We start from the raw sequence: 6644 nt of genomic DNA, 5'->3' as shown, positions 1-6644 counted from the left end.
ATGGACCACGTATTAGAATACGCGGCACCTATGGAACGCAAGAGTTTGTTGATAACTACAAAAGCGCACTTGCCGAGTTACAAGGACTCATACTTCCTAAATCAAAAACCGGTAAACTTGTTGAAGGGTCATTTGCATGGCTACTTAAACAATACTTTAACAGCTCCAATTGGCATAGCCTTTCTAAAGTCACCCAAAAACAAAAAGAACTCATCCTTATGAAGGTATGTGATACCATAGGAAACATTCCATACCAAGCAATTGAAAAGAAACATATCATAGCCGGTGTTGAACGGCGTAAAGAAACACCAGCAATGGCTAGAAATTTTCTGAAAGCCCTTAATGGACTTTTTAATTGGGCGATTGATCAAGGTCTTTTGGAAAATAATCCAGCTTTAGGAATAAAAAGACCCCCCCTCAAAAACAAAGAGGGATTTCCTGTTTGGACAGAAGAAGATGTCGAAAAATATTATCAAAGATGGCATCATGGTACCCATGAACGTGTCTGGATTGATGTTCTTTTATATACGGGCTTGCGTCGTGGTGATGCGGTACGCATTGGCTGGAAAGATGTCAAAGACAATATTATTCATCTCAAAACAGAGAAAAGTAAATTCCAAACAGATGTTTTTCTTCCCATTTTACCGGAATTAGCTAAAACGCTTGAAACTGGTCCTATTGGAGAAGAAACATTTATCTGTAGTAAAGTGAATCAAAAATTCACCAAAGAAAGCTTTGGGAATGGATTTAGAGACGCTTGTAATGCGGCTGGAATTAAAAAATCGGCGCATGGATTAAGAAAATTAGCCGCAACACGTGCAGCTAATTCTGGAGCAACAGTATCACAATTGAAAGCAATTTTTGGCTGGACAGAAGATCAGATGGCATCCCTTTATACAAAGAGTGCAGATCGTAAAAGACTAGCTCTTGAAGCTATAAAAAAGCTCCAAAAAAGTTAGGGGCAGAGACAAAAAAACGTAATAGAATCAAAATTCATTAATTCCCTTATATTCTATATAATTCTTTGATTTTATTTACTCTATACCCGCCCCTTGGGCGTACCATGTTTCTTCTTACTATGTGTAATATATTCATTTTATTTGTGTTTTTAAAAATGAGGGATGCATAAATAAAAACGAGAGAACAAGATTTTAAAAGGAATTTCTTCGTAAATTAAAAGGAATCTCTTTGTAAAAAGGATACAAGAATCATTAGGTGATTAATTTCTTTGTTGCATTTCGAGGATAATGCTTTACTGCGCACAGTTATAACAATAAGAATCTATAAAATATAAGAATTAGAGTATTCTAGCTCGCGATACGGTAGTTTTATAAGTCATATTCTTGCGTATGCTGTTAATTTTTAAATTAAACCAGCCACATCATTTATACGTTTTTTCCAACCTTCAAAACTGAAGTTTATCCCAAACGCATTTTATATGAAGCATTTCTAATTACAGTGCCTTTGTTATCACATTAAACTTTTTATAAATAAACAAACCGTAATCTTAGAGTTGAAATAGCAATATAAAAAATAGATGCTTATTCACCTCACACAACAAATCAAGAAACTATAATTCAGAATACGATCAATTTATTAAATGGAATCTCTGATAATAAAAACGCACAATCCCGTCCCTCGGTGATCTAACTACCTTATCTATTAAACAGATTCTTCATCAATCATAGAATACTTATAGATTTATAAACACATCACTTCTTTTCAAGGATTAAACCCTCCAACAAAATTTTACACTCTATTGATAATATATTCTAAAAGCTCATATTTGAATGCTTTTTTCCCTTGTTTTTACTTTTCATTATAAAGTTGAAAGTGTTATATAAGTAGTATCGCTTAAAAGAAAAAGGATTTCTAATGGTAAAGATCAAAGTAGAAAACCCCGTTGTTGAACTTGATGGGGATGAGATGACCCGCATCATCTGGAAATATATCAAAGATAAATTAATCCATCCCTACCTTGACATTGATCTAAAGTATTATGATCTTTCCGTCGAAAATCGTGATGCAACCAATGATCAAGTAACAATCGATTCTGCCAATGCTATAAAAGAATATGGGGTTGGTATAAAATGCGCAACCATCACACCTGATGAGGCACGCGTTAAAGAATTTAAACTAAAAAAAATGTGGAAATCACCTAATGGTACAATCCGCAATATTTTAGGAGGAGTCATTTTTCGCGAACCCATTATCTGTAAAAATGTCCCTCGCCTTATTCCTAACTGGACAAAGCCAATTATTATAGGACGTCACGCTTTTGGCGATCAATACAAGGCAACAGATTTTAAATTTCCAGGAAAAGGGAAATTAAGTATTAAATTTGTAGGTGATGACAATCAAGTTATTGAACATGATGTTTTTGATGCTCCAAGCGCAGGGGTTGCCATGGCTATGTATAACCTTGATGAGTCAATTCGTGATTTTGCCCGCGCATCCTTTAATTATGGACTACAACGGAATGTTCCAGTTTATCTTTCAACAAAAAATACCATTCTAAAAGCTTACGATGGTCGTTTTAAAGATATCTTTCAAGAAATATTCGATATGGAATTTAAAACTGAATTTGAAAACCGTAAATTATATTACGAACACCGTCTTATTGATGATATGGTTGCTTCTGCATTAAAGTGGTCAGGTGGATACGTATGGGCATGTAAAAACTATGATGGTGATGTCCAATCTGATATTGTTGCCCAAGGCTTTGGTTCTCTTGGTCTCATGACTTCTGTTCTCATGACACCTGATGGTAAAATTGTTGAAGCAGAGGCTGCACACGGCACCGTAACACGCCATTACCGTCAGCATCAAAGAGGCGAAGAAACATCAACAAATTCTATTGCATCTATTTTCGCATGGACACGTGGACTGGCGCACCGTGCTAAACTAGATAACAATGAGAAATTAAAAAACTTTTCCACGACATTGGAAGAAGTTTGTATTAAAACCGTCGAAGAAGGTTTTATGACTAAAGATCTCGCACTTTTGATTGGGCCTAAACAAAAATGGCTTTCTACAACAGGTTTCCTCGATAAAATTGATGAGAATCTCAAAAAAGCAATGGGCAATTAAGTTATTAATTAAATTAAAATTCAAAGCTCTAAACAGAGCTTTGAATTTCTCTTGGCAAATTCAAAGAAGTACCTTATAAGTAAAAAGAGGATAAATTTTTATTAAATAGCAAAAAACAGTGAAACAACAGAGCTGGTCTGAGCTTTTATTGGGTAAAAATGGTCTTTGCTTTTTAACGTTTACAGGTGGTGTTATATTACACGCTACCAATGTTTATATTGTTATTACTATTTTACCTTCCCTTATAAATCATATTGGCAATGAATATTATTCTTGGGTGGCGACTGTCTTTATTACAGCTTCACTCCTTGGTACTTCACTTGCAACAAAAATATTAGGGAAATTAGGTCCTCGCAACGCTTATGTTATCTCTGGTCTTATCTTTACCCTAGGCACTTTCCTGTGCAGCATTTCTTCATCTATGCCATTATTTTTAATAGGACGCTTTATTCAAGGATTGGGAAGTGGTTCTTTGTTATCTCTATCCTATTCCATGGTACGTATTGTTTTCAGCCCATCTTTATGGTCACACGCATTAAGTGTTATCTCTGGAATGTGGGGAATATCAACCTTGTTAGGACCAGCAATCGGAGGAATTTCTGTATATTATGGCCTATGGAGAGCATCCTTTTGGATCATTGGCGCATTAGCTATATTCTTCTCACTCATAGCCTTTAAAATTTTACCCAAAAAGAATGAAAACTATGTTCCAACATCCCCCCTCCCTCTTCTCCAGCTTCTCACACTCACCTTATTGATTTTTATCATCTCTGTTGGAGGAGCTATGGACACAACAATGGCAAAAATTTGCGGATTAGTTATCGGACTTAGTCTTCTCTTTGTTTTAGCAAAAATCGAATCATATAGCTTTCATCCTATGTTGCCGCGCAAATCCTTTTCTTTCTCTTCTGAAATTTTTCCTGTTTACGCATTAATACTCGTTATGACAACAGTCGTGTACAGTATAGAACTTTATTTACCACTTTTTCTTCAAGAACTTCATGGACAAGCTCCACTTATAGCCGGTTATATAGCAACACTTATGAGCCTAGGGTGGACGTGTGGAGCCCTCTCAAGTGCTGCTGTCTCCACAAAAAAAATTCGCAACATCATTATATACTCGCCCCTATTAAAACTGTTAGGCATAGCGATTCTTTTATGGCTCATACCAACAGAAGTTTCCACGCTTGAATATATTTTTATTATTTGCTTAGCACTATTTTCTATTGGAATCAGTGCAGGCATAGCATGGCCACATTTGCTCACACGAATTTTACAATGTACAAATGATGAAGATGCTCTCCGTGCCAGTGAATCCCTTACCTCCGTACAACTATTTTCAGCTGCATTGAGTGCAACTCTAGCCGGAGTTATCACCAATTTTGCCGGACTCTTTAATCCTGGAGGAACAATAGGAATGATCTTAGCAGCAAAAACTCTTCTTGTAGTGCTCATTGGTTTTTTATTTTGTTTTGCTATCCCATTAGCGCTGCGCATTTCTTACTGCATGTTAAAAAATCCAACAGGACATTCCAATAATTAAATAAACATAAAAATACCTTCTTCATTTTAAAAATAAAAAACATTAAGCATGCTTCTCCATATACCATGAGACGCAAAAAACCATTAATCCACACAAAGTTAGAACACTTCCTAAAACAGCTGTATATTCATAACTATAACCCAATTTTAAAACTAATGCTCCAGATTCTGCACCAAGAGCGTTGGCAATATTAAAAGCAGACTGCATTAATGCTCCTGCCAAAACCTGTCCCTGTAGGGCAACATCCATAATTTTTGTTTGTATAGAAGGCATAGCAGCAAAAGAAGTTCCAACAAAAAAGCATCCTATTGCCGCTGTTAACGGAGCATAGGATAAAAAGAAAAAAATAAAAAAAACAAATACGCTCCAAAGCATAGAAAAAAATATCATCGGCGAAATACCAATTTTAACAGCTAATTTAGGCCCCAAGAGATTTCCTATCACCATTCCCAATCCAACTAACGGCATAATAAATGGTACCAACTCAAGTGAAACACCAGAAATATGCATTAATGTTGGCTTGATATAAGTGAAAACAGAAAATAATCCTGACGCTCCCACCGACACCATCAACAAAAGAAGCCACACCTGCTTTTGCTTTAATGCACCCATTTCTTGCAAAAGATTCGTTTTTGGAAAACTTGAATCACAAGGAAAAAAATTCCAAATAAGCAAACAACATAATAAAGCGATCATCCCCACAAGGACAAAAGCAATCTGCCAACCAATAAGTTGACCAATCCAAGTAGCACTGGGTGCTCCCAAAACGGTTGCAATTGTTAAGCCAAGCATAACATATCCAACAGCTTTAGAACGTTCTTTCATTTCTACCATTGAAGAGGCAACCATAGCCGCAAGTCCAAAATAGATTCCATGGGGAAGTCCACTGAGAAAGCGTAATACTACTAATATGCTAAAATCAGAAACAAAGGCACTAGCAATATTTGCTAAGGCATAAAAAAGCATCAAGCCTATCAAAACAGTTTTGCGTGATACCTGAGCTGTTGCCACAGCTAAAAGAGGTGCTCCAATCACAACTCCTAATGCATAAGCAGAAATATATTGACCAGCGGTAGGAATATCAACATAGGAACTTCGTGCCATCTCTGGCAGTAGCCCCATTGCAACAAACTCTGCAGTACCAATAGCAAAACTGCCCACGGCAAGAGCTAAAATTATTAAACGTCGTATTCTCGAATCAATTCCCAATGCAAGAACCTTTTGTTGATAAGAATCCCTCATATCATCACTTCTGGATAGGAGTTTTAACTGTAAATATCTGTAATACACACAAACAAAAATTCAAAACATTGTTATACGCATGCCCAATAGTCCCCAATAAAGTTTTAGAAATATTTTTATATATAAAGCATTTTATGGAGTTTTAAGTAAGATTCTTTAATGGAAAATCTTTGAAAACCTCAAGATCATAGACGTATTCACCTATTTCTATCAGATCTACCAGATAATAAACTTTGTCTCCTCTTTTCAGCCGTTGAAATTTTACAGTGAAAACTTTAACAACGATATACTATACCCTATAAATAATTCTAAAATTTGCTGAATAATGCATTTCAAACAAGTGAACAATATCTCATCATTATCTTGATACAAAGATAAAACTTCTCCCCCAATTATTGTTGCTTTATTTTTGCTACCTAAATGCAGATCCCCCAAATCGATAAGCTATAATTTCAACTTTAGGCCATTCTTATAAATTATTATAGAGTCTTTTAAAAATTCTCATGATAATAGTGCTTGGTTTCTAGATTTATTAAATATCCTCTTTTAGGCATCTTTCCCCCTCCCTCACAGAGGAATCGCATCAGATATCTAACTCACTATCTGTAAATTAAAATATTCACGTAAATATATTATGATTATTTTCAGATAAATTCTATAAACAAAGCAGAAAACAAATATAATAAGTTTTGTTTCAATATATATATTGATATTTTATAATATATGATAATTATTGTGATTAATATTTAATTTTTATTACATTAAAACT

Annotated in this window: 4 protein-coding genes; 3 read left to right on the top strand and 1 reads right to left on the bottom strand. The window is 35.1% G+C overall.

The window, feature by feature from the left end; all coding sequences use genetic code 11:
• From PVV63_RS09715 to PVV63_RS09705, 3 genes are all read left to right on the top strand, one after another.
• A partial coding sequence (locus tag PVV63_RS09715) for a tyrosine-type recombinase/integrase (protein WP_273791678.1) occupies nucleotides 1-959 on the top strand: 959 nt, incomplete at its 5' end.
• A gap of 916 nt (nucleotides 960-1875) precedes the next feature.
• A complete protein-coding gene (locus PVV63_RS09710; protein WP_273791677.1) occupies nucleotides 1876-3090 on the top strand; it encodes an NADP-dependent isocitrate dehydrogenase in 1215 nt (404 codons plus the stop codon).
• Between the two features lie 118 nt (nucleotides 3091-3208).
• Entirely contained in the window at nucleotides 3209-4633 is a 1425-nt protein-coding gene (locus tag PVV63_RS09705; protein WP_273791676.1) for an MFS transporter, read from the top strand.
• A gap of 42 nt (nucleotides 4634-4675) precedes the next feature.
• Here PVV63_RS09705 and PVV63_RS09700 read toward each other — a convergent pair whose 3' ends face one another.
• Entirely contained in the window at nucleotides 4676-5875 is a 1200-nt protein-coding gene (locus tag PVV63_RS09700; protein WP_273791675.1) for an MFS transporter, read from the bottom strand.
• Between the last annotated feature and the right edge of the window lie 769 nt (nucleotides 5876-6644).

The sequence above is a fragment of the Bartonella sp. CM31XJBT genome (genome assembly GCF_028618555.1).
GTDB lineage: Bacteria > Pseudomonadota > Alphaproteobacteria > Rhizobiales > Rhizobiaceae > Bartonella.
Note: the sequence above shows the minus strand (reverse complement) of the source record. Positions and strands in the feature narration are given on the sequence as shown.